Source organism: Parabacteroides sp. AF39-10AC (genome assembly GCF_003635405.1).
GTDB classification, from domain to species: Bacteria; Bacteroidota; Bacteroidia; order Bacteroidales; family Tannerellaceae; genus Parabacteroides; species Parabacteroides distasonis.
In genome coordinates, this window is the sequence record NZ_QTLP01000003.1 from 1 (window position 1) to 23,748 (window position 23,748).

Sequence of the window (23,748 nt, forward strand, 5' to 3'; positions counted from 1 at the left end):
CAGACTTACAAAGCTGTATGCTTAATCCCCCAGGTTTATCGGGTGAGCCGTTTGAATGTTTAACAATTGGATTGAAGACAAAAAAAGCTCCTGCGACTAAGTTATAGTTACAAATAGACACATTACATCCATGTATAAAGATGCAAGAGTAATATGTCTAACGTAAGTGCGGGAAGTATATCCCGGTAACTTAGTTGCAGAAGCCGCTACCTATGGTAGAATTATTGCTGTTAGGCTTCTTGTAGAAGGCCATCTTTCTTGGTATCGTTTTTGATACTGCACTGTCACGTAGGCCATGTGATGAACAGGAGATTATTCCTTGTTCTTAATCCTTTTCCCTTACCTCGTTTGTAAGATTGGGGCAAATGTATGAAGAATTTCGAGATAAGCAAGCTAATCCATGATAATTTAGAGCTAATTCCTCATCGCCTCGTCCATCTGTTCATTGTCGAAGCTATCCAGATAGATTTGAGTTACGCTTTCTGAACTATGCCCCATCAACTCACGAATGATTGAGGTAGGCACACCAGCCCTTTTCATTACGGTTGCTTAACTGTGGCGTGCGACATAGGTCGTAAGGTCAATTGGAATATCCAATGCCTTGCCAATCTCTTTCAAGCGTTCGTTCACCTTGGAGATTACCTTATGTACCCTGTTCGCTCTTTGCAATTCAGTCTTGTGAAAATTAGATAGAATAGGGAACAGGTAAGTATTGTCTTTGATACTGTATTTCTCGATCAGATCCACGGCCTGCGGTTGCAAGGGAGCTTTGATTAACTTACCGGTCTTATGTCTGGTGTAAATCAATCTGCCATCAACAATATTCTTCTTGCAACGAAAGCAATGTATTCTAATTTATCTTCTGTTAATTCCATTAATATAAACGTTAGGACAACAAAGATAGACAAGTTATCCCCACCTACATTGCTGCAAGTGGGGATTTACCTTATCCATCAACCCAAAACATATTCTATCACTTTCAAATTAGCTTTATTTTCATTTACGAAGTCACGCTCGATGTAGATATCTGTAACCTTCATGCTTTCATCAAGATGATTCAACGCTGCATGCACAGTATATTTATCTATGCCTACCTTATTCAGGGCTATAGTAGCCCAAGAGTGACGGGCCGCATAAAATTCCAAATCTTCAACACCTAATTCCTTCCCCAATTCCTTCAACCCACAATTGATGGCTTTATTAAAAGTTGATTCATCCGCATAGTTTAAATAAAAATTGAATAGTCGTTTGCCAGTACAATCACTATATTTATTTACTATAGATCTAATAATTATAGGAATATCAACCATCATCTTAGCATCATCATCTCTACGTGCCTTTGTCTTCGTTCTATTGTAAACTATTGTATCTTCAATCCTTGTAGCAGCATTAAATAAGTCCACGGAATTCATTCCTATTAAACAAAATGAAAGCATAAAACAATCTTTCGCTAAATTATAACGGCAAATCGCCTCATTACCTTTAACCGTGTACCTATAGGGCAATTCCCATATCTTCTTTAATAAAACAGGGGTAATAGCTCTCTTACGTGTAACTTCTTGCTTTGGTACTTTAAAATTTTCAAAAGGAGAATTAGGTATGAGGATGATATTCCTGTCATAATCATTATAAAACCTCTTAGCCTCATTAAACAAATGCCTAACACTACTTATATAAAGAGAAGCTGATCTGTTAGAAGGTACTCGTTTACCAGAACAACGTAATACCTCGATTCTAGCCTCCCTCTCTTTATTTAAAAATTTAATGAATCCATTTAAGAAGGTTACAGTAATATCATTCACATTCAGATGTTCTTTATTGACATAACGAATTAGGGCATTCACAGCACTTTTGTAGTTCTTTACTCCTTTAACTTCTGTATTTGCAATCCACTCTCTAGCAAACTGAATAAAATCTACACTCCTATTCCTCTCACGTTCCTCGTCTAAACAATTAATAATTTCATCTAAAGTGTAACACTTCGATTCTATTTGAAAGTGAGCACACTTGTCCTGATAATAACGAACCAGATCATCAATCTCCCTTTTGATGGGAGTACCATCTTTAAAGGATAAGGACTTAGTAAGATCTTTAGCTGTTACGAACAGACTTGAAGACAGCCTTCTAACCTTTCTCTCATAAGTAAAACGAATCTTCACATTGTAACTTCCGTCATTTCTCTGTTTGTCCCTTTGGACTTCTGCCTTGATTGTCAACATTTTAATTCTACAATTTAGGGGTCAACAATAGGTCAACAACTAAGCTATATTAGTAGAATCTGCACAGAATTGGAGCCTTATCAAAGAGTCATAAAAAGAAAAAATCCTCAATAATCTAATGATTACCAAGGATTTCTTGTGACCCGGGAGGGATTCAAACCCTCGACCTTCAGAACCGGAATCTGACGCTCTATTCAACTAAGCTACCGAGCCAAAGACTGTGCAAAAGTACATATAATATCTTAGTTTAGCAAATACAGGAGAGAAATATTTTATTTTTGATATTTTGCATATAAGTATTCTGCTTATTCTGCCATTTTGCAAATAAAAGCGATCACATTCTTGTTATTTTGCCATTAATCATTATCTTTGCCGCACATATTTCACAAACACAAAGTACAACAAGTATATGAGCTATCTTATTAAACCCGCAGGGTATAAAGCCTTACTTAATTTATCCCAGACTGAAATGGGAATCAAGAAGATCAAGGACTTTTTCCAGCAAAACCTCTCATCCGAGCTGCGCCTAAGACGCGTAACCGCACCTTTATTCGTACTTAAGGGCATGGGTATCAATGATGATCTCAACGGGACTGAGCGAGCCGTTACTTTTCCAATCAAGGATTTAAACGACTCTAAAGCAGAGATCGTACACTCACTCGCCAAATGGAAACGACTGACACTCGCCGATTATCACATTGAAGAAGGTTACGGTATTTACACCGACATGAACGCCATCCGCTCAGACGAGGAGCTAGGCAATTTACACTCTTTATACGTGGACCAATGGGACTGGGAACGTGTAATGAGCGAAAGCGAACGTAATATCGATTTCCTCAAGGAAATCGTCCGTCGCATATATGCCGCTATGGTCCGTACCGAATATTTAGTTTACGAGATGTTTCCTCAAATCCGCCCGACGCTCCCCCAACAGATTCATTTCATCCATTCCGAGGATTTGTTACAAAAATATCCTACCTTTACACCGAAAGAGCGGGAAGACGCTATTACCAAGGAATACGGGGCCGTATTCATTATCGGTATCGGATGCTCGCTAAGCAATGGAGAGAAGCATGACGGACGTGCTCCGGACTACGATGATTGGTCTACGATCGCCGAGAACGGACAAACCGGATTGAACGGGGATTTATTGGTTTGGGATGATGTACTAAACCGTTCTATGGAACTATCCTCTATGGGTATCCGCGTCAATAAGGAAGCCTTGCTACGCCAGTTGGATATTTGCAAAGCCGGGGAGAAAAAGGAACTATATTTCCACAAACGCCTCTTGAGCGGTGAACTTCCGCAAAGTATCGGCGGTGGTATCGGACAAAGCCGGTTGTGTATGTTCTATCTTCGTAAGGCCCATATCGGAGAGATACAGGCAAGTATCTGGCCGGAGGAGATGCGCAAGGAAGCACGTGCGGCTGGAATGATGCTTATTTAGTTAACAGCCAACTATTATATTATGGACGTAAAGATTGAAGAAAGCTGGAAAAAACGGTTAGCCGACGAGTTTGAAAAAGATTATTTCAAGCAATTGACCGATTTCGTTAAACAAGAATACCGCCAAGGTACTGTTTATCCTCCCGGTCCTTATATGTTCAACGCTTTTGAGCACTGCCCGTTCGATAAAGTGAAGGTCGTTATCCTCGGCCAAGATCCTTATCACGAGCCGGGACAGGCGCACGGACTTTGTTTCTCCGTGCAGGATGGGGTACCTTTCCCCCCTTCCCTCATCAATATATTCAAAGAAATACAAGATGATCTAGGGCATCCGGTTCCAACAACCGGCAATTTGATTCGTTGGGCAGATCAAGGCGTATTATTGCTAAATGCCACTCTCACAGTACGAGCGCATCAAGCCGGTTCCCATCAAAATAGAGGTTGGGAGACCTTTACTGATGCTGTTATTCATCGTCTGGCGGCTGAAAGAAGCCATATCGTTTACATATTATGGGGTTCCTACGCACAAAGGAAAGGTGCTTTCATCGATTCATCCCGTAATCTGGTTCTTAAATCAGCTCATCCGTCCCCACTTTCCGCTTACCGGGGATTCTTCGGAAACAAGCATTTCAGCAAAGCCAATGATTATTTAATCGCAACTGGGCAAACCCCCATCAAATGGGGCGAGAATTAAAAATTGAGAATTGAGAATTATTGGATTGTGTAACTTTAATTTTCAATTCTCAATTCTCAATTTTCAATTATTAATACCACTGCAGTCCATCCCTATAATTACTTCTCTTATCATACTTCAAATCTTTCAATAAAGCAGAGCTTACAGCGATACTGAATGTATAGGATTTATAAGGACCGACCGGAACGAAACTAGCCGTCATTTGCCAACAGTGCAAGTTACGAGTTACGTTACAAGTCATATAAGAAATCTTCTTAGCGTCAAAATCATAAGTAGCGTTAAAGTTAAAACGCCAGTTCTTTGTCGGCTGGATATTTCCGTTAAAGCTCAAAGAGTGAGTCAAGGCGTAATCATACTCCAGTTTAGAACGATTAAAATCACCATACCGCAAGCTCAAACCATAACTAAACGAGAGGCTCCAAGGAATCTTGGAAATTAAATAGCCATCGGCATCTGTCTCACCGGTCTCTTTCTTTTTGCCCAACAGACGGCCACCACTTTCCTTATTCTCGCCCTCTCCTTCTCCATCCGGGTTCAATCCATCCGGATCTGCATTCGGATCCGTGGAAGCCGATTGATTCCCGGATTTATCCGATGAGCTATCACCTCCTCCAAACAACTTCTTGAACGTATCATTATTAAATGTATAAGAAAAACTGGTGCTAGTCCCTCTCAAACGGCCAATACCCTTGCCTGCTTTCCAACGGGGAATATCGACACGATGCCCATTCTCATCGTACGTATAGGTATCGAACTGACCATTCAAGTTCAACGTATAACTCTTGGATAATTTCAAACGTAAACCGACACTCAAGTCACTCCACTTAAATGAATCCGCCGCCATATTATAACTCATGCCTAACGACAGCTTATCGATCAGACTAATTTTCTTGAATCCAGTAGAGTCCTTATCCGAACGCACCTTCATCTCGATATTGTTATTTACGTCAAAACTGATATTTCCTTGTTTTCCCGTTCCCGGAACGCCATACATATTATGAGCGAACGGAGAATACGTATATTCACGATCCTCACCATTCGCGTCTTGATATACATAAGTCTCATAAAAACCAAAACGAGAAGAAGCGAAGTCCGGCTGGGCGCTTACCGTAATAGACGGCTCGAAGCGGTGACGGATCATCTCAACCTTATTACCCAAGAATGGCAACGGTTTATAAAAACCATACAAGGTAGTAGACGCAGAGATAGAAGCGTTAAAATCGTAAATACGATAAAAACCATACGTAGTGTCGCGGGCTACCAAAGCCTGTTTCTGCGTATCATATTCCTGTTCGATCTTGCTGGTGTACCAACGTTCCTTATAATTGAAAGAGGGAGAAATATTCAAGTACTTGAGCACGGAGAATGTAGCGCTTACCGGAATCGAGTGCTGCATAGCATTCTGCCAATCTTTGATCAAATTCGATTTGAATAATAAGTTTTCTTTTGTCGTTATACTATTACTAAACGTACCGGAATAACTCATGGAGATCTTCTCGTACCAACGCTCCTTCCCGACCGGATGTTTCCGCTTGAAAGGGAAGATACGACTCATCGTAACCGTCATGCTAGGCAAGGTCACGGCGATAGAAGAATCACGGGTCGTCTGGTTTATACTCATCGTACCGGAGATCGTGAACGGGTTATTCGGGAAACGTTTCGTTACGTTGATGGATGAACTCTTCGTATTCTGGTTCACATCGGCATATCCATTCGCATTCGGGTATAAACTGTTCTGATTATTACGGTCATACGAAGAGGTCGAGAAGTTTACGCTCGCCGAGAAAGACAGATAAGGATTCGCCTTAGGGTCTTGCGTATGCGTCCAGTTAACCTTGAAGTCCTTGGATAAATTATAGTCTGGCAAGCCCTTATCTCCCAATTTCGTCACCAAATAAGAAGCATTAAAACTGCCCGAGAATTTATAACGTTTGCGGTAAGCCGACTTGGCCGACAATCCCCAAGATCCCTTGGTATAAATCTCTCCCAACAAAGCCAAGTCCATATAATCGCTCAAGGCGAAATAATATCCACCGTCACGCAAGAAGAAACCTCTGGTAGACTCGTCTCCGAAAGTCGGCATAATAATACCGGATGAATATGTACTCGAGAACGGGAAGAAACAGAAAGGTAACCCGATCGGATACAACGGCACGTCCTCCAAGACCAGATAGACCGGACCCGTTACGATATTCTTTTTCGGGCGCACCTTCGCTTTCGTCATCTGGATGTAAAAGTGAGGATGCTCATGCTCGTCGCAGGTCGTATACTTACCACCCACCATGTTCAAGATATCCCCTTCCATCTTTTTCGTTCGCCCGGCGGTAACATACCCTTCGCCCTGCTGGGTAATCACGTCCGTGATATATCCTTTCTTGGTACCAAAATTATACCGCATCGTCTTCGACTCATACTGCTGATCGCCCTCCTTAAACAACGGATAGCCAAACTCCTGCCCGATAGAGTCGAGTCCAAACTTAGCGAACACGATGCTACTATCCATATTCATCTCAATCAATTCGGACTGCAGCTCGATATTCTGGTATTTGACATCGCCTTCCCCGTAAAGATATGCCCAGTTGCCAGCCGTCATCACGATAGAATCGGTCGCTTGATAACTGACCGGAGCATCTAACCCGGTCTGCTTTTCTGGAATCGAATCTCCCGCTAACGTTGTACTATCCGTAGGAGCCACCAAGAGAGAATCAGTCTGCGCCAAGCTATCGGCAGGAGCGACAATCTCCTGCGCTTGCACGCCCAAGCCTCCCAAGAGGAAAACGAATAGAATGATTAGGACTCTATATATCAAAAACATTACTTCGTTCTTTGCAGTGTGTTACAGCGTGCAAATGTATAATAAATAAACGAGCCCTTATGCTTTTATTCCCCTAAAAAGAGTTTACACCAGTGTTCAAACTGCTCAACTGTCTCATTTCCATACTTGGATAAGCTCTGTTTTATCTTATCAGCCGGTTTCTCTTTCGTCAATTTAGTCTTGCTAAAGAATTTATCAGCGAAACAGATCAATTGTTCTTCCAATGACACGGGACGCATATCCCGATGTGGAACAGGCAGGTTCCGTTCCTCGATCATGGCAAGCGAAAGCCCCGTTCCCGTATGCCTCTCGCAAACTAAGGCGTGGCGAGGATACCCCTCTTTCCGCATTAAATCGGCTCCCAGACAGCCATGGCAGATATAATCGGCCTCCCCATGGCAATCGATATCCGGTGCGTTACACAAAAAGATCCCTATGTCATGCAACATCGCCGCTTCCTCAATAAAAGTCAGATCCAGATTCATCTCCGGATGCAAACGGGCCAATGCTAATGCCTTATCCGCCACGCTGCGGCTATGAGTCACCAAAATCCGGTAGGCATCCGAACTTTCCGGATAATATTTCTTTATTATATCAAGAGGTTTCATCCTATTTATTTTTTTGCGAGACAAAAATAAACAATCTCTCTCACATATACTACTTTTCATCACTGATACCCCTGAAACCAATTGCCCAGTTTCAAATCTTTTATATCCGCACCTGTTTCCCGTTCGCCTCTCAAATACTCAGAGAAGTAATCGACCATCCGCCAGTAATAATACTCATTATAGTCATCAAAATGATGACGTTTTCCCGGTACGATCAACATATCAAAGCGTTTGCCAGCCTTGATCAACTCGTCCACGACAACAATGGTATTCGCCGGATGCACATTATTATCGATATCGCCATGGATCAATAACAGATGGCCTTTCAAGTTCCTCGCCAATTCCTGATTGGTCGGGATGCGAATATCGAACGAGATATTTCCCATATCATCCGTGATCTCCTTTACCCCATGATGTTTCTCTCCCCACCACCGGTTATAAATGTTATTGTCATGATTGCCGGCACAAGATACTGCCACCTTAAAGAAATCCGGATAAAGCAGCATAGCCGCTGTAGACATGAAACCGCCACCGGAGTGTCCGTGTATGCCAACCCGGTTGATATCCATGAATTTATAACGAGCGCACAACTGCTCGATAGCTACTTTATGATCCGCCATCGGATAATCACGCAAATTTCCATATCCATAATTATGATACCACTTGGAGCGACTGGGATGCCCTCCCCTATGTCCCATGCACACCACGACAAATCCGGCTTGCGCCAAACGATCCGTACGAGGATTCATCGGGATGTAGCGAAAGAAAGTTCCCTCCTGTTGCGGTCCGGGGTATACATAGTTAATGACCGGATATACTTTCGTGGAATCAAAATCAAAAGGCTTATACATGACACCATACAAATCGGTCACCCCGTCGGCCGCCTTTACCGAAAAAGGCTCAGGGAATTTATAACCTGCCATGAATAATTGGGAGAAGTCACTCTCCTCCAAGGTCATCAATCGGTTACCTTGGTTATCATACAATGCCGTAGCCGGGATCGTATTGACACGAGAATAGTTATCCACGATATATCGCATGGATTTATCCATAGAGACCAGGTGGAAATAATCGCCCGGAGTAATCAGCTTTAAGCCCGAACCATCCAGATTCACCCGATACAAATGCTCGTAATAAGGAGTCGTATCTCCCTTTTCCCGGGCATTCGCCTTGAAGTAAACGACACGATTCCTACTGTCCACGTCTACGATGGCGTCCACATGCCAAGGTCCTTTGGTGATACGGTTTTTCAAATTTCCTTGCGCGTCATATAGATACAGATGCGCCCAACCATCCCGTTCGCTCCAATGGATCAATTCCTTACCATTATCGGTCATCGCTAGCGGGCGGGTTTCCATAGAGGTATTTAGACGTTCCTCAATGATCGCTTTTACCGAATCCTCCCCGATCGTATACGAACAGATATCCACCCGTTTCATATCCCGGCTGACACGGGTCAAATAGAAGGTCTGGTTATCTCCCAACCAGATCGAGTTCCGAGTGAGTCCCATACGCTCCTTATCCGGCTTGGAGGCTAGATTGATTGTTTGATCTTTAAAACAATCCACCCGGATTTCTTTCCGCTTCCCGGTATTTTCCAAATCAAAGAGATATAAATGAACGATTGGAGAACCCGCCTCTCCCGGCATCTGATATTTATAGGTCTCAAGTGTAGGACGAGGTTTGGCGATCGAGTTAATCACCCATAAATCTTGTACCGCACGTTGATCCGACAAAGTCGCAGCGAAATAACGACCATCGGGAGACCAGTTCCCCATTACATATTTCCGCTTATGGTCACATAAAGTATCGGTATTCAAGAAGGTCCGGGGCATACCAAAGCCAAAATCTTTTTCGCCATCCGTAGTCAAGGCGATCTCGGATATCGTCTTATCCTCCGGGTCCTTCACGGCCTTCTCATAATCCTCATAACTCATGACATACAGGTTCAAATCTTTCGCGAAGACGACCCGCTTTTTATCCGGCGATATATTCGCCCAACGGATTTTAGCAGGAATCTCGTCTTTCGTAATCCGAGTCAACCGGGAGGACGGATAATCATACGAGAAAAAATAGTTCCCGTTCGTACCCTTTATCGAGAAAGTAAACGTGCGATCATCTTCCTTTAAGCGTAAATCTTCGATAGGAAGTTGTTGTCCGGTAAAAGGCTCTCTCACGATCTCGCTTATCTGTGCCGCCAACTCATCCCGATCGAATAATAATCGTTTATTTCTCGAATCGGGGTCCACCAGATACCAGTTTGTCCCCTCACTCGTCTTATACTCGTACCAGAATTTGTCACTATTATTAAAATAATTGGGGGTAAGGGTATAAGAGAAAAGTAACTGTTCCGCATTCGACGGGGCGAAACGGCGTGCTTGCGTATATTCCGGTAGGACATCTTGCGCATAGGTGAAAGACGCCCACGACAAACTCAAAAAGGCTACCGCATAAAAAAGTGTTTTTACATTCATATTCTTAGTATTGTCTGTTATTCGCCTCAAAAGTATAAACTTTCTGTGAAAAACATTTCGTACTTTTGCGGTTAGTATACAGTTATTATATATGTAATGAAACAGATCTTTATATTTCTAGTCATACTTTTTAGCCTGACGCCAACGGTCTATTCACAAAACGCCCCGTTAAAGCTAGGTGCCGAGCGGATGGATGTCGTCACTCGTTTACTGAAGGGTAAGCGGGTAGGATTAGTGGTCAACCAGACTTCCATTTTGGAAAAGCGGCAGATTCATTTATTAGATGCGCTAGTAGCGGAAGGCATAGACGTTAAGAAGGTGTTCGCTCCGGAACATGGATTCCGGGGAACCGGTGATGCCGGAGAGGAGATAAAAGATAGCCGAGACTTGAAAACAGGCATCCCCATCATCTCTATTTATGGGAAAAACAAGAAACCGTCCGCCGAGCAACTGGGCGACCTCGACGTAATTGTTTTCGATATACAAGATGTAGGTGCCCGTTTCTATACCTATATCAGCACGATGCATTACGTGATGGAAGCCTGCGCCGAAAACAACAAAGAGTTTATCGTGTTGGACCGCCCGAACCCGAATGACTTCGTAGACGGACCGATCCGCCAGAAAGGATTCGAGTCTTTCGTCGGTGTCGATCCGCTCCCGATCTTGCACGGCTTGACCGTAGGAGAATTGGCATGGATGATCAATAAGGAAGGCTGGCTGAAAAGTACGCCCGATACCTGTCGGTTAAAGATCGTAAAGATGGAGAATTGGAAACACGGAGATCCCTATTGGTTGCCGGTCAAGCCCTCTCCGAACCTCCCGAATGATCAGTCTATCCGCCTGTATCCGTCGCTTTGCTTTTTTGAGGCTACGAACGTTAGCGTGGGAAGAGGAACCTATTATCCGTTTCAAGTACTAGGTTTCCCGGACCCTAAATACGGGGATTTCACTTTTACCCCGACCTCCTTGCCCGGATTCGATACCAATCCCTTGCAAAAGGATAAAGTATGTTACGGCATCGATCTGCGGGAATATCCGTTCGAAGGAGGATTAACCTTGCGATTCTTCCTCGACTTCTACAATAAAGCGGGAAAGGATCAAGCCTTTTTCTTCTCCCGTCCGAACTGGTTCGATTTATTGGCAGGCACGAAGCAGCTCCGCTACCAGATCGTAAGGGGCTTATCCGAGAAAGAGATCCGGGAAAGTTGGAAACCCGAGCTGGATCAATACAAGGCCATGCGTAAAAAGTATTTACTTTATCCGGACTATCCTACTCAAAATAAAAAATAAGAACGAATGAATTATTGGGAATCGCATACCCAAGTCGCCGTACGTTTCCGCCGATTCGACCGGAAACGTTACGCCGTGTTCCGGAGTATGCACAAAGTCATTAACATTGGAGTCGTAACAGCAAGTACGCTACTATTCGCCCTGCCCGACACGGCGCAAGCTCAAAAGACAATCGAGCCTAACCGGACCGGCGAGGAAGCTTCCGTAGAGCTGGAAGAGGTAGAAGTTACCGCCTCCCGTGCGCCTATCGCACGGAATCAAGTGACCAAGATCGTGACAGTCATTCCCGCCCGTGAGATCGCGGCGGCACCTGTCACCAGTATCCAGGATCTTTTAGAATATGCCGCGGGAATAGACATCCGGCAACGAGGAGAAGGAGGCACCCAAGCCGATATCTCCATCCGGGGAGGGACGTTCGACCAAATAGCGGTTCTCTTAAACGGGGTCAACCTCTCCAACCCACAAACTGGCCATTATAGTTTTGACCTCCCGGTGAATCTCTCGGACATAGAGCGCATCGAGGTGGTATCCGCCCCTTCTTCCCGTATATTCGGGGCCAGCGCTTTCGCCGGAGCGATCAATATCATCACGAAAACAGGAAAAGAGAACAGGATCTCGACCGACAATTACGCTGGAATGCATAAGCTCTGGAAACTGGAAGCTGCCATCAATCACGCGACCACTCATTTCGGACAGCGCCTTTCCGCAGGGTATGCCTCGTCCGGAGGGTATATAGACAATACAGACTTCAAACAATTAAATCTTTTTTGGCAATCGGAACTTAAAAGCGAGGAGGCCGATTTCCAATTCCAAGCTGGATACAACGACAAAGGTTATGGAGCGAATAGCTTCTACTCCGCTTCCTACCCCAACCAATACGACAAGACTCGCCGCTTTTTCCTCTCCGCCGGAGGAGAAACACATGGCAAAATCAAGTTCACCCCCAAGGTATACTGGACCCGACATTTCGACCGGTACGAGTTGTTCCGTAGCGATCCCGCCGATTGGTATACCGGGCATAATTACCATGAGACGGAAGTATTCGGAGCCAACCTCAACGCCACGACACAGTGGAAACTAGGAAGAACCAGTATGGGCGTGGAATTCCGAAACGAGGGAGTAAGGAGTAACGTATTAGGCAAGCCGATGAAGGAACCGCAGGATGTTCCTTTCGAGAAAGAGGGGCAATATCTAAAAAGCGATAACCGAAGTAACATCAGCTACTTTCTTGAGCATAACGTATTATTACGCCGCTTCACGTTGTCAGTCGGGGTCTTGGCAAACTATAATTCGGCCTTAAACGAAGGGATTCATTTCTATCCGGGAATAGATGCCAGTTACCGTATCGGGGACAATGTCCGTCTGTATGGGAGCTGGAACCGGGCATTGCGTATGCCGACTTTCACCGATCTTTATTATGAGGGTAAGACGAATAAAGGAAATCCTGACCTAAAACCGGAAGAAAGCGAGGCTTTCGAGGTCGGACTGAAATACAACACTTACTTCCTCCGGGCTCATATAGCCGGCTTTTACCGAAAAGGCAAGAACATGATCGATTGGGTGAAAGAGAAACCGGAAGATATCTGGGAAAGCCGAAATCTGACAAAAGTCGATAACCTTGGTTTCGAGACTAACCTGAGTTTATTACCAAGGGAACTGGGCAACGAACGGTTCTTTATCCGGAAAATAGAACTGGGATATGCGTTTATCCATCAAGACAAGGATAGTGAGGGGTATATATCGAATTATGCGTTAGATTATCTGAAGCACAAGTTCACGGCTCAATTAAGCCATTCTATCTGGAAAGGTTTTTCGGCCACTTGGTATGTCCGTTGGCAAGACCGGGCAGGTAGTTATACTAAATACGAGAATCTTAAGCCGGCTTATGAGGAACCTTACGCTCCTTATTGCTTAGTAGATATGAAAGTAAATTGGGAATATCAGCGGTTAAATCTATATGCGGAGTTAAATAATCTGCTCAATTCCACTTATTATGATCTGGAAAATATCCCCCAACCGGGTATTTGGTTTAAGGCAGGATTCCGTTATAGTTTCAAATATTAATACCCAGTTGTAGAGACGGGGCGTGCCCCGTCTCTACAACTGGGTGATTTTATTTTTGCTTTTTGATCACCAACAACTTATCATTATTGGTCCCGAACAAAGCGATTTCCGTAACAGGAGCCGCCTCACCCTGTGCCTCAAAGCGCACCACCTTATTAAGCGCTTCCAGCAACTCACGTTCGCCGCTCATATCCGGGCAAGCCATTCGGGTAGTCGCTACCTGTGGGAACTTAATGATATTTTTATAAGCATCATTATATTCGATCTTCCCCATCAACCGATTGCAACCGGCATTTCCTGAAAGCCCTTGACGAGCCACGTCGAACACCAAAACCTGATGAGTCTCCTCGGGATTCAACGTCTTACCGTTCATCTCCACGACACCCCATTCACCATCCAGATCCGAGAAAGAAGCTACCACCGCTTTCTTGGATTTACAGCCGGCGAACAAACCGACGCCTACCAAAAGCAGGCAAATATAAAAAAGACCTTTTCTCATTAATTTCTCTCCAATACTAATAATACATTACCATCTTGGTCTACCAACAACATCTCATTCTCATCTTTTCCGGCCTTCACGGAACGAACCTGATCCATCGATTGAAGCACGCTCGTCTCCAAATCCATATTCGGACAAGCCATCATAGTCGTAGCGCCCGGAGCGATCGTAATAGAAGATACATCTTCCGGATCTAACGTGATCGTCGTATTGAATAAATTACAGCCTGTATTTCCATGTAATTTCTTCTCAGCCATATTGAAGTCCATCTGCGGCAGGCCTTCTTCCAAGACTTTCTCACCTTTCACTTCTACCACATTCCATTTACCTTCCAACTTCTTCACATCTGTCTTGACGTCTGAACAAGAAAACATCATCCCAACGAAAGCGGGAAGCAAAAACGCATAAAACAATACCTTTTTCATCTTCATCATAATCTTTTATAAAATATCTATTGTAATTAGTAAGACGCAAATAGAAGGCGAAATGTTCCCAAGAGCACCCTGTTTTAGCTTATATTAACAGGATTCTTGATTAACATCCTCTTTTTCCACTTCTGCGTTCGCCACCGCAAACAGAGTACCGCTCCCCTGGAACACTCGTCCAAAGCAAAAGCGAACCACATCCCCGCTAAGCCTAATCCGAACACGATACCGAACATATACCCGCAGAACACGGCAAAGAACCACATACAGAATAACTCGATAATTACCGGGACCACAACGTCGCCTACCGAACGCAAGCAGAATAAGAACAGCAGTACCGTGGCCCGCCCTTGCTCCAAGAGTACATCTACCAGCAAGGCTCCCATCGCGATCGTTATGATTGCTTGATTCTCAGTAAATATCCCCAATAAAGGACGTCCCAGCAGATAAACCCCGGTACTAGCGACCAGCGTAATCAGCAACGACCTCCTCCAAGCATACCAACTCAATAAATAAGCGGCTTGCTTCTTCCTCGCGCCCACCAAATTGCCGGTACAAATAGAAGTAGCTTGCGCGATCGACAAAGAAAAGATATAGCCGATTATCACGATATTCATCACATAAACACGAGCTGTCAAGTACTCATTACCCAGCATATTGATAAAGTAGACAATCGTCACCTGCGAGGCATCATACGAGATTTGTTCCGCTGCCGAAGGCAAACCGATCTTCAACACATCTTTCAACTTCTGAAACGGGAACGGACGGAAATAAGCCAAAGGGATACGAGGCACCAACCGCTTGAACAGCATGATAAACAAAAGTGTCATCGCCACTCCCCGGCAAACAGAGGTAGAGATAGCCGCTCCTTGTACACCGAGGGCAGGGAAACCAAAATGGCCAAATATCAACGCATAATTTCCAAACACATTCAATACATTGATCAACAAGGTCACCTGCATCGCGCAATTCGGCTTGTTCGCCGCACGGAGCACCGCCGATATCGTAAAACTAACCGCTTGGAAGAAGCCGAACCCTCCGACAATGTGCATATAAGTCTCAGCGTCCGGCATCAGATCCGGACGGATATCCATCAGGACCAACATCTCCCTACCGAACAAGAAAAGCATCAAGCTGATCAAGCAACCTACGCCGGCGTTAAACAACAAGGAGGTTCCTAACACCTGAATAAAACTCTTATTATCTTTCGCCCCGAAATAAAGGGCGCACATGACGGAAGTTCCGGTCGTGGTAATATTGAACAGCAGGAATACCATGTTCAGTAATTGATTAACCACACCTACCGCTGCCACCGCATTATCGGAATGATGGCTCAACATAAGCGTATCCACCACGCCTAAAGTCAACATCAGCAAGGTTTCCAGAAAGATAGGCCCTGTTAATTTAAATAATTTGCCTCTCAGCCCTCTCGGGGCACGGAATAGTCTATACATGTCCATTGATCTGCTTTCTACCTAAACACCTTTTTTACGAGTCCGCGAAGGTACAAAGCTTTACGCTAAATAGGTTTCGCTATTTCTATTATTTTCCGTAAGTTTGTATCCGGTTGAATAATTTTTGATGAACAAACGAAGACAAATGGACAAGAAACTACCTATATGTATCGTATTAGCCATGTTGATGAGTTGTTTCTCCTGCAAACAGCCCCAACAGCCCACGGAAGACGCGGACATGGATACGCAGTGGGTGGATAGCTCACAACATCTGTATCAATACGGCATCTGTATCGATTCCTTGGACGTAAAAGAGTATTTGATGAAAAACGGGGATAATCCCGCCTCCATCTTCTCTGGGCTGGGCTTCTCGGCCTTGAAAGCAGACAGTATCAGCAGGGCATCCACCCATGTCCTCGATCCGACGAAACTGCGAGCCGGCATGCATTATTACACATTTTCCACGGTAGATTCCTTGGAGACGATCCGATATATCGCCTTCGCCAAGTCGCTGACCGATTATGCCGTAATCGACTTGACCGGAGATACGATCAACGCCTATGAATTTAATAAGCCGATCACCCTCAAGAAAAAATATACGGAAGGAGTATTAAACTCTTCCCTATGGAACGTGATCAAGGCCAACGGAGGTGATCCGTATCTGGCGATCAAGATATCGGACGTGTACGCTTGGCAAATCGATTTCTTTGACATCAAGGATGGAGACTCCTTCAAGGTTCTATACAATGAGGCTTACATCGACGATACCACCGCCTTGAGCATCGCCTCTATCGAGGGGGCTATCTTTACGCATCAAGGCAAGGATTTCGTGGCGATTCCTTTCACCCAAGACAGTATCTTCGAATACTTCGATGAGGAAGGGAACAGCCTTCGCAAGGCGTTCCTGAAAGCACCGCTGGACTTTTTCCGGATCACATCCCGTTTTACGAACGCCCGTTTCCACCCGATCCTCAAACGATACCGGGCGCATCATGGGGTTGATTACGCGGCACCGGCCGGTACACCGGTACGCAGCATCGGAGCTGGTACGGTTATCGCCAAGGGATATCAAAACGGCGGGGGCAATTTCCTGAAAGTGAAACATAACTCCGTATACACCACGACTTATATGCACTTAAGCCGCTTCGCCAAAGGAATCCAAGTAGGCAGCCATGTGCAACAAGGCCAAGAGATCGCTTATGTAGGCTCCACCGGACTCTCTACCGGGCCGCACCTAGACTTCCGTGTCCACAAAAACGGGCAACCTATCGATCCGCTAAAAATGGAAGCTCCCCCTTCTGAACCGGTGAAACCGGCCTATAGGGATAGTTTCGCTTTCGTTAAGCGGCAAATCTTGGCGGAAATAGATAGTTTTCATGTAGCCACAGTTAGTAAAGCATCTGTTATATATGAGAAAGATAGTATCAACCATTTAAATAACTAGCGTATGAAATTCTTTGGGAATATAATATGGTTACTCTTCGGAGGGATTATAACAAGTGTAGAATATCTGATATCCAGCCTAATACTAATGATAACGATCATTGGTATACCTTTTGGCCTCCAGACCTTAAAATTAGCGATACTGGCTTTATGGCCTTTTGGCAGCCGTGTCGTAGACGAGGGGAATTCCGGAGGATGCTTGTCACTTATCATGAACATTATCTGGATATTCGTCGGAGGCTTTTGGATTTGCCTTACGCATCTAGGATTCGGCCTTTTGCTATGTATCACGATCATCGGCATCCCTTTCGGCATGCAACATTTTAAGATGGCAGCTTTAGCCTTGGCTCCTTTTGGAAAGAGCATCCAATAAGAAAGCATCTAACTTTTCCGTAGAAGGCAGACGTCCGGCAAGAATTTAAGATAGGATAAGGTATTATACCTATTTCTTTCTATACCTATACGTTCTCGCTCCTTGTTTTATTTTCTAATTCACGTCATGGTCTGTACAGACCACAACGTGAACTATACAAACCACGCCGTGAACTCTACAGACCACGGCGTGATCTGTAGAATTATACTAGATATTCAAATGAATTCATCCGATATCTTTCAAGTATTCATAAGGAAGGAGGGAAGTATAAATAGCGTTCATATACATCTCCCTCATAGGGCCTAGGGACGTTATAGCTCGATCTGGGAAACCGAAACCGGAGTATTCATGAAGATAGAGGCCGCCTCAGAAAACTTCTCTGCCGACTCCGTGGTAAGAAAACGGCAACTTCCTCCCTTCGTGAGTTTACGATCCATTTCCGGGTGACGCCCTAAATAATCTCGCAAACTCTCCGCTACATGCTCGCCTTGCGAGAATAGAGTGATGCCGGAAGGAAGAAAAGCACGGATCTTATCCATCAAAAGGGGATAGTGAGTACATCCCAAGATAAGCGTATCGATTTGCGGATCTACGGATAATATATGGTCGATATGCTTTTTCACGAAATAATCCGCTCCCGGGGAATTAAACTCATTATTCTCCACCAAAGGGACCCACATGGGGCAAGCCTCGCCTGTCACTTGGATATGTGGGTACATCCTGCCGATCTCGATCGTATAAGAATTGGACGTAATCGTACCGCTCGTACCTACGATACCGATATGTTTGGTACGGCTGATCGTATCCACTAACTCAACTGTAGGACGGATGACTCCCAATACACGACGATTGGGGTCCCATGTAGGCAAGTCTTTTTGTTGAATCGTACGAAGCGCTTTCGCGGATGCCGTATTACAAGCCAAGATCACCAATTGGCAACCCGACTCAAACAGACGCGATACCGCCTGACGGGTAAATTGATAAACGACCTCGAACGAACGGGTTCCATAAGGAGAACGTGCGTTATCGCCCAGATAAACGTAATCATAACCGGGCATCAACTGATGAATCTTATCGAAAATCGTAAGTCCGCCATAACCTGAATCAAAAAGACCGATCGGACCGGGAGTTTGTGGAAACATATCAGAAACCTTCTTTTATAAAGTACAAAGGGTGCAATCCTTTCGGAAAACACCCCCTCTTTTATTCTATAGAATAAATTTTCTTGCTAATTACAAACCGAGTTTCGTACGAACAAACGGAGTTGCGTCTACCGCGTTAGTACCCGTATAAAGCAAAGCTGCCGGATCGATGATATACGTATATCCCTTCTCCTCGCCTACCTTCTGGATAGCCTCGTGCAACTTCTGTTGGATCGGTTGCAACAATTCCTGTTGTTTCTTTTGTACGTCTTGCTGAGCTACCTGAACGAAGTTATCCATACGTTCTTGGATATCTTGAATCTCTTGCATTCTTCTCAACTTGATATTTTCTGTCAATGAATCTTGCTGCGCTACGAAGTCTGAATATTTCTTTTGGTATTCATCTTGCATTTGCTTCAATTCAACTCTATATTTCTCATTCAAGTCTGCCATTTGTTTTTCCATACCAGATACCTCCGGCATAGCCATAAACACCTCTTGAGTTTTTACAAACGCAATTTTAACTTCCTGAGCGATAGCTCCCAACGGGAGAATCATCAACAATAAAACAATAAGTTTCTTCATTTTTACTATATAATTACTTTGTTATTAATCAAGCTTTCACACTTTTCATGCATAAAGCGCACAAATGTAAGCATTTATTTTGAATATCCTAACTTAATCAGCACTTCATTACTGATATCGATCTTCGGAGAAGCGAAAATAATGCTCATAGCTGAAGCTCGATCCCAAACAATTTGATATCCCTTGTCTTCCGAGATTTCTTTCACCGCATTATACACCTCGTCTTGAATCGGTTTCATCAAACTCTCGCGTTTCTTATATAACTCACCCTCAGGACCGAAATATTTACGTTTCAGATCTTGCGCCTCTTGCTCTTTCTTCACGATCTCTTCCTCACGTTTCGTTTTCATCTCGGCGGAGAGGAATACCAGATCGCTCTGATAATTCTTATACATATTCTGAGCTTCTTGCTGAATCGCTTCCACCTCATTTTGCCATTTCTTGGAAACTTGGCTCAACTGCTCATTGGTCATTTCGTAAGCCGGAATATTCTTCAATATATATTCCATGTCGATTAAAGCGAACTTCTGTGCCATGCCGGCAAAAGAACAAAGCAACATCAGACAGCTCAATGTGATAATCTTTTTCATACTCTCTTTATTTATAGTTCTACTTTATGACTGCAAATATAACAGAGGGTTTACTTACAGCCTACCAATATTCGTTAAAAGTATTTATTTAAATGTAGAGACGGGGCGTGCCCCGTCTCCACATACGGAACACGCCCCGTCTCTACATACGAAGCTATACCCGATCTATATTTTAGAATTCCTGTCCGATGATAAAGTGCAGGTTACTACCGCTACGTTTACCATTAGATCCATAATTCGGCTCGTCGAAACCATAAGCCCAGTCGAGTCCCATCAAACCGATCATCGGCAAGAATATACGGACACCGACACCGGCGGAGCGTTTCAAGTTAAACGGATTAAAATTCTTCAAATCAGTCCAAGCGTTACCAGCCTCCACAAATACCAATCCGTAGATCGTAGAGGAAGGCTCCAGCAAGAACGGATATCTCAACTCCATAGCCAAACGAGAATAAGCGTATCCATAAGAGTTGTAACCACCATTACCGGCGATACTACCATTCTCATAACCTCTCAAACCGATCGTTTCCTGAGCATAGGTACTGGAGTAACCACTCATACCGTCACCACCCATATAGAAGGTCTCGAACGGAGACTTCTTATTTTTATTATAAGTACCTAAGAAACCATACTCAACACGGGTCATCAATACCGGCGTACGTTTCACGGTCAACGGAGCCAACGGAGAGAAGATCTTCGCTTTGAACTTCCATTTATGATACTCGATGAATTTATACTTATCCGGGTCTGAGCTTGACATCGACGCATAATCCTTACCATCGAATAAAGAGTAAGGAGGCGTAGCAGCTACAGACAACATGAATTGTGAACCCTTACGAGTATACAACGGGTTATCGATAGAGTTACGTTGCAACATCAACTCCAAGTTGATATTATGGCAATTTCCGTTATTAACCAAGAAATAGTCCCAATCATGCATCATATACAGCTGATAGTTCAACGTCGCCATGAACTGGAAGTAGTCATCCGGCCAATTCAAGCGTTTACCATAACCGGCCGCTAAACCGAACATCATGATAGACTTATCCGGGTCGTAAGCATACTCATAACTATTATTGTAACCATAGTTGCCGTAATAGTTGCTACCATAGCCATAACCGCCCCCATAATAACCGGGATAACCATAGCCATAGCCCGGATAGCCATAACCATAACCGGAATTGGTCAAGTAATTGCTACTGATATCGGTTTGCTTTGAGAAATAAGCGCTGACAGACAATGTATTCGGTCGTTTACCGCCGAACCAAGGATCCATGAAGGAGATGCTGTAAGCCTGATAGTAACGCCCATTCGTCTGGCCGCTCAAAGTCAATGTCTGTCCCTCACCTTGCGGGATGATGCCCTTATAGGTTTTCGGGTTCAAGAAGTTCTTCATAGAGAAGTTCGTAAACTTCAAACTTAACTTACCGATCACACCCGTCTGTCCCCAACCTGCGGAGAACTCGATCTGGTCATTCGCCTTGGAAACCAAGTTATACTCAATATCCACGGTTCCATTCTCAGGATCAGGCAGCGGCACCGGATTCATGTTTTCTGGGTCAAAGTGTCCCATCTGGGCCAACTCACGAACGGAACGCATCAAGTCATCACGGCTGAACAACATACCCGGCTTGGTACGCAACTCACGGCGAACGATATCCTCATACAAACGGTCATTACCATTAATGATAATACGGTTGATCGTCGCCTGCGGACCCTCTTGGATACGGATCTCTAACGAGATAGAGTCATTCGCTACATCCACCTCTACCGGATCGGCGTTGAAGAACAAATAACCGTTATTAAAATAGACATTCGAAACGGCATCATCATCCGTACTCAAACGTTCGTTCAATTTCTTTTGATTATACACCTCGCCCGGTTTCATACCCAACACGGCCATCAAATAGTCCGTAGAATATTGCGTATTACCCACGAAGCGAATATCTTTCAAATAGTATTTCTCACCTTCATCCACTTTCAAGAAGATATCTACCTTCTTCTCGTTAAAGTTCGCTACGCTATCGGACAACAATACGGCGTCGCGATAACCATGCTCGTTATATTTAGCGATTATATTTTTCTTATCGTTCTCATATTCCTCAGTCGTGAACTTCTTCGTGCTGAACATCTCCATGATACTGGTTTTCCAGTCGTTCGGCAAGCTGAACTTCTCGTTCGTCTTCTTCATCGCCTTCTTCAACTCCCGGGCAGTCAGTTTTTCGTTACCCTCAAAATAGATACGATGGATCTTGGTCTTTTCATTCTTATCGATATTGATATCCACGATCACCTCGCCTTCATTCGCGGGATCGTCCTTTTGCTCGATCTCGACATCCACGTTCTTAAAGCCTTTGCCATCGAAGAACTTCTGGATCACGATCTTGGCACGGTCCATGACGTTCGGTGTCACCTGAAAACCTTTCTTCAAACCCAGCTTCGCCTCCAAGTCCTCACGCTCGCCTTTCTTGATCCCGTGGTAATTGACTTGCGAGATACGCGGACGCTGCTTCAGCTGGATCTCCAGCCAAATCTGGTCGCCCTCGATCTTCGTTGCCAAAATCTTCACATCCGAAAACAAGCCATGTTTCCAAAAACGCTTCACTGCTGTAGTGATCTCCTCTCCCGGTACGGTAATCTCATCGCCTACCGACAAGCCCGAGAAGCCGATCAACACAAAATCATCATAATTCTTGATACCCGTAATCTTTATATCCGCAATCTTGTATTTCTTCGGAGCTAACGAGTACGAAATGACCGGCACTTCTGCCGGCGCCTCAACTTGGGTAGTGTCTATTTCTTGGGCAAACGCACCGCAAGCGAAACCCAAGCAAATAAAAAACAGCACTATTCTTTTGTACATATAACAGCTATTGTTTATAAGATTAATTGCTCACTTGTCTTACCGAAACGACGCTCACGTTGCTGGTAATACAATATAGCCTCATACAACTCTTCTTCTCTGAAATCCGGCCAAAACACATCCGTAAAGAAGAATTCAGCATATGACAACTGCCATAGCAAGAAGTTACTGATGCGTTTCTCTCCTCCGGTCCGTATCAAAAGATCGGGATCGGGGATATTTTTGGTCGTCAAGTGGTCCGAGACCATAGCCTCGGTTATATCATTGGGGTTTATTTTCTGTTCCAAGACCTCTTGGGCGAGTTGCCTAGCCGCTCTGGTGATCTCCCACCGGGAAGAATAACTAAGCGCCAGAACAAGTGTGGTTCCCGTATTCGCCGAAGTCGTATCGATACATTCTTGCAATGTATTATAAGCATCCTCACGCAAACGGGAAAGATCGCCTATGGCGGTAAGGCGAACGTTTTTCTTCATCATGTCCGGAGTCTCCCGGTGAATAGCAGAGACCAGCAAGCTCATCAGCGCTTGGACCTCTTCTTCCGGACGATTCCAGTTCTCGGTAGAGAAAGTGTACAACGTCAGATATTTCAATCCGAGTTGAGTGACCGCATCCATAATCTTACGGACCGAAACAACGCCTTCCTGATGCCCGAAGCTACGGTCTTTCCCCTTCGCCTTGGCCCAACGTCCGTTCCCGTCCATAATAATTGCCACGTGCCGTGGCAAGCGATTCTTGTCTATTTTCTCAATCAACGACATTTTTTA

18 protein-coding genes, 1 tRNA gene and 1 pseudogene are annotated in these 23,748 nt (G+C 44.4%); 6 read left to right on the forward strand and 14 right to left on the reverse strand.

Annotation, left to right across the window (positions count from 1 at the left end):
• Positions 1-414: 414 nt before the first annotated feature.
• The 3 genes and pseudogenes from DW033_RS03375 to DW033_RS03385 all read right to left on the reverse strand — a co-directional run.
• Positions 415-825: pseudogene (locus DW033_RS03375) on the reverse strand (tyrosine-type recombinase/integrase); the annotation flags it as partial.
• A gap of 128 nt (positions 826-953) precedes the next feature.
• Positions 954-2,219, reverse strand: a complete 1,266-nt coding sequence (locus DW033_RS03380; RefSeq protein WP_048928139.1) for a site-specific integrase — start codon at positions 2,217-2,219, stop codon at positions 954-956.
• A 139-nt stretch (positions 2,220-2,358) separates the two neighbouring features.
• Positions 2,359-2,432, reverse strand: a tRNA-Arg gene (locus DW033_RS03385).
• 196 nt (positions 2,433-2,628) lie between these two features.
• Between DW033_RS03385 and asnA the strand changes: the two genes are divergently transcribed.
• A complete protein-coding gene (asnA, locus tag DW033_RS03390; RefSeq protein ID WP_022193225.1) occupies positions 2,629-3,666 on the forward strand; it encodes an aspartate--ammonia ligase in 1,038 nt (345 codons plus the stop codon).
• 21 nt (positions 3,667-3,687) lie between these two features.
• Positions 3,688-4,359 carry a uracil-DNA glycosylase gene (locus DW033_RS03395; protein WP_005867913.1) on the forward strand — a complete coding sequence of 224 codons (672 nt, stop codon included), beginning with the start codon at positions 3,688-3,690 and terminating at the stop codon, positions 4,357-4,359.
• 70 nt (positions 4,360-4,429) lie between these two features.
• Here the strand turns inward: DW033_RS03395 and DW033_RS03400 are convergent, their stop codons facing one another.
• The 3 genes from DW033_RS03400 to DW033_RS03410 all read right to left on the reverse strand — a co-directional run bounded on the left by DW033_RS03400 (position 4,430) and on the right by DW033_RS03410 (position 10,256).
• Positions 4,430-7,174 (reverse strand): putative LPS assembly protein LptD, encoded by a 2,745-nt coding sequence (locus tag DW033_RS03400; RefSeq protein WP_122382447.1) that lies wholly within the window; start codon positions 7,172-7,174, stop codon positions 4,430-4,432.
• 65 nt (positions 7,175-7,239) lie between these two features.
• Positions 7,240-7,782 carry an HDIG domain-containing metalloprotein gene (locus DW033_RS03405; protein WP_048928137.1) on the reverse strand — a complete coding sequence of 181 codons (543 nt, stop codon included), beginning with the start codon at positions 7,780-7,782 and terminating at the stop codon, positions 7,240-7,242.
• A gap of 59 nt (positions 7,783-7,841) precedes the next feature.
• Positions 7,842-10,256, reverse strand: coding sequence for a DPP IV N-terminal domain-containing protein (locus DW033_RS03410; RefSeq protein WP_122382448.1), 2,415 nt, complete (start codon positions 10,254-10,256; stop codon positions 7,842-7,844).
• 96 nt (positions 10,257-10,352) lie between these two features.
• Here DW033_RS03410 and DW033_RS03415 point away from each other — a divergent pair, with 96 nt between their 5' ends.
• Both DW033_RS03415 and DW033_RS03420 read left to right on the forward strand, forming a co-directional pair.
• Complete coding sequence (locus tag DW033_RS03415) at positions 10,353-11,546, forward strand: exo-beta-N-acetylmuramidase NamZ domain-containing protein (RefSeq protein WP_122380642.1); 1,194 nt, start codon at positions 10,353-10,355, stop codon at positions 11,544-11,546.
• A 6-nt stretch (positions 11,547-11,552) separates the two neighbouring features.
• The gene (locus tag DW033_RS03420) at positions 11,553-13,610 is read left to right on the forward strand and encodes a TonB-dependent siderophore receptor (RefSeq protein ID WP_122382449.1); all 2,058 of its coding nucleotides are present in this window, start codon (positions 11,553-11,555) and stop codon (positions 13,608-13,610) included.
• Positions 13,611-13,659: 49 nt separating this feature from the next.
• Here the strand turns inward: DW033_RS03420 and DW033_RS03425 are convergent, their stop codons facing one another.
• The 3 genes from DW033_RS03425 to DW033_RS03435 all read right to left on the reverse strand — a co-directional run bounded on the left by DW033_RS03425 (position 13,660) and on the right by DW033_RS03435 (position 15,988).
• Positions 13,660-14,109, reverse strand: a complete 450-nt coding sequence (locus DW033_RS03425; protein ID WP_005858959.1) for an META domain-containing protein — start codon at positions 14,107-14,109, stop codon at positions 13,660-13,662.
• Positions 14,109-14,534 carry an META domain-containing protein gene (locus DW033_RS03430; protein ID WP_005858961.1) on the reverse strand — a complete coding sequence of 142 codons (426 nt, stop codon included), beginning with the start codon at positions 14,532-14,534 and terminating at the stop codon, positions 14,109-14,111. The genes DW033_RS03425 and DW033_RS03430 overlap by 1 nt, the downstream gene beginning before the upstream one ends.
• An 83-nt stretch (positions 14,535-14,617) precedes the next feature.
• Complete coding sequence (locus DW033_RS03435; protein ID WP_122382450.1) at positions 14,618-15,988, reverse strand: MATE family efflux transporter; 1,371 nt, start codon at positions 15,986-15,988, stop codon at positions 14,618-14,620.
• Positions 15,989-16,115: 127 nt separating this feature from the next.
• Here DW033_RS03435 and DW033_RS03440 point away from each other — a divergent pair, with 127 nt between their 5' ends.
• The gene (locus tag DW033_RS03440) at positions 16,116-17,432 is read left to right on the forward strand and encodes a M23 family metallopeptidase (protein WP_370453714.1); all 1,317 of its coding nucleotides are present in this window, start codon (positions 16,116-16,118) and stop codon (positions 17,430-17,432) included.
• A 3-nt stretch (positions 17,433-17,435) separates the two neighbouring features.
• Positions 17,436-17,804, forward strand: a complete 369-nt coding sequence (locus DW033_RS03445; protein WP_122382452.1) for a YccF domain-containing protein — start codon at positions 17,436-17,438, stop codon at positions 17,802-17,804.
• Between the two features lie 311 nt (positions 17,805-18,115).
• On the opposite strand, the gene murI is transcribed toward DW033_RS03445, so the two are convergent.
• The 5 genes from murI to DW033_RS03470 form a co-directional block, all read right to left on the reverse strand.
• Positions 18,116-18,946 (reverse strand): glutamate racemase, encoded by an 831-nt coding sequence (gene murI, locus DW033_RS03450; RefSeq protein ID WP_008772655.1) that lies wholly within the window; start codon positions 18,944-18,946, stop codon positions 18,116-18,118.
• A 90-nt stretch (positions 18,947-19,036) separates the two neighbouring features.
• Positions 19,037-19,531 (reverse strand): OmpH family outer membrane protein, encoded by a 495-nt coding sequence (locus DW033_RS03455; protein WP_005858972.1) that lies wholly within the window; start codon positions 19,529-19,531, stop codon positions 19,037-19,039.
• 74 nt (positions 19,532-19,605) lie between these two features.
• A complete protein-coding gene (locus tag DW033_RS03460; RefSeq protein WP_005858974.1) occupies positions 19,606-20,121 on the reverse strand; it encodes an OmpH family outer membrane protein in 516 nt (171 codons plus the stop codon).
• A 172-nt stretch (positions 20,122-20,293) separates the two neighbouring features.
• A complete protein-coding gene (gene bamA, locus DW033_RS03465; protein WP_005867898.1) occupies positions 20,294-22,984 on the reverse strand; it encodes an outer membrane protein assembly factor BamA in 2,691 nt (896 codons plus the stop codon).
• Between the two features lie 14 nt (positions 22,985-22,998).
• Positions 22,999-23,742, reverse strand: a complete 744-nt coding sequence (locus tag DW033_RS03470) for an isoprenyl transferase (protein WP_005858978.1) — start codon at positions 23,740-23,742, stop codon at positions 22,999-23,001.
• Between the last annotated feature and the right edge of the window lie 6 nt (positions 23,743-23,748).